General features: G+C 34.8%; 2 protein-coding genes and 1 pseudogene. 1 reads left to right on the forward strand and 2 read right to left on the reverse strand.

The window, feature by feature from the left end; translation table 11 throughout:
• Positions 1 to 352: pseudogene (locus AC1DTM_RS25685) on the reverse strand (hypothetical protein); the annotation flags it as partial.
• Between the two features lie 108 nt (positions 353 to 460).
• Between AC1DTM_RS25685 and AC1DTM_RS25690 the strand changes: the two are divergent.
• Entirely contained in the window at positions 461 to 1,237 is a 777-nt protein-coding gene (locus AC1DTM_RS25690; RefSeq protein ID WP_016104301.1) for a class I SAM-dependent methyltransferase, read from the forward strand.
• A gap of 39 nt (positions 1,238 to 1,276) precedes the next feature.
• Here the strand turns inward: AC1DTM_RS25690 and AC1DTM_RS25695 are convergent, their stop codons facing one another.
• A complete protein-coding gene (locus tag AC1DTM_RS25695) occupies positions 1,277 to 1,486 on the reverse strand; it encodes a hypothetical protein (protein ID WP_000880631.1) in 210 nt (69 codons plus the stop codon).
• Positions 1,487 to 1,598: the final 112 nt, after the last annotated feature.

Genomic DNA, 1,598 nt, shown 5'->3' on the forward strand with positions numbered 1-1,598 from the left:
GCATATACATATCTTTCTTATATTGAATCCATCCTCGGCGATCTTCTCCTCTTAACCATGCATAATATGTTTCAATTTTCCCATCTCTACTAATTTGTATTTCATATTCCGGTTCACCAAAACTACCCGTTACTTCTTGTTTTTCCGCTTTGTTTATAATATCCACCACCAACTCCGCATCCATTTTCTTTAAATTTTTTTCTTCTTTACCTTTTTGTATAACAGTTATTTGTAATGGTTCTTTCACTTCATTCACTGTCTCCTCTAATTGTTTCGATTCCTTCTTTTGCTCGGCTTGACCACACGACGCGAGTAAAATAACACATAAAAACATTAAATATTTCCCTTTCAAATCGATTCTCCTTTTCCAATAAGAAATTCTTATAATCCTCATGCATAAAACAAAAACGTTACATTATATAGAATGAGCTATACTATACACTGAAGGGAGGATTTTACAATGTCCATTAATTTTCATGATGCAAATAATAAGTATACGTATGCAAATCGTAACGCACATATTTCATGGCAGGAAACAATAAACAATATTGTAGATGTACAAAACAAACAAGTAATTGATATAGGTTGTGGTGGAGGCATTTATACGAAAGAACTTGCTCTTATGGGAGCCAAAAATGTTGTTGGGCTTGATTTTTCAAAAGAAATATTACAAGCTGCAAAAGAAAATTGTAATGCCTTCCCAAACATTTCATTCATTCACGGTGATGCGCATAACATTCCATATCCTAACGAATCATTCGACCTTGTCATTTCTCGCGCAGTCATCCATCATTTACAAGATGTTCCTACATTTATACGAGAGGCTTCTCGCATATTAAAACAGGACGGTATACTTATTTTACAAGACCGAACTATTGAAGATTGTACAATTCCAGGAAGTCCTGAACACATTCGTGGATACTTTTTCTCTGTATTTCCAAAACTCATTGAAATAGAATCAAAAAGAAGACCAAAAACCACTACTATACAGCAAGAATTACAAAAATATTCTCTTCAAGTGTTCCCCATTAAAGCACACTGGGAAGTACGAAAAACACATGATTCTGTAGAAGCATTGCTGCAAGATTTATCTCCTCGAACCGGACGATCCATTCTATATGAATTAACAGATAATGAACTTTCTCAACTTCTACATCATATCCAAACGGCATTACAAAACGTCTCTCCTATCATCGAAAGAGATCATTGGACAATTTGGAGCGCTAAGAAATTGTAAGGAAGGAAGCCTCACAAAATAATGTGAGGCTTCCTTCTTTCATAATCTAGTTTTGCAACACTCTTGATATCCTCCACTCCTGGCCTGCGCACTTCCACACTTCGGACATACTAAATATCTAGACTGATTTGTCAACAAACTACCTTTTTGAAAGAGTAAAACTTCTGCTTGTTTAAACGAACGCGAATAATATAACCACATAAAACCAATTATAGCAATAATGCCAAATAATACTCCCATCGCAAGCATTTCAGTCACCTCTTTTGGTTTGTTCTTTCCAGCAAGTGGATTGTTGTATTATTCTCTGTAAATTCAAATAATTCCTCCCTTACTCCTATAAATATCGATTTTCTCCATAAAC

The organism is Bacillus sp. P4_D3, from assembly GCF_056401855.1.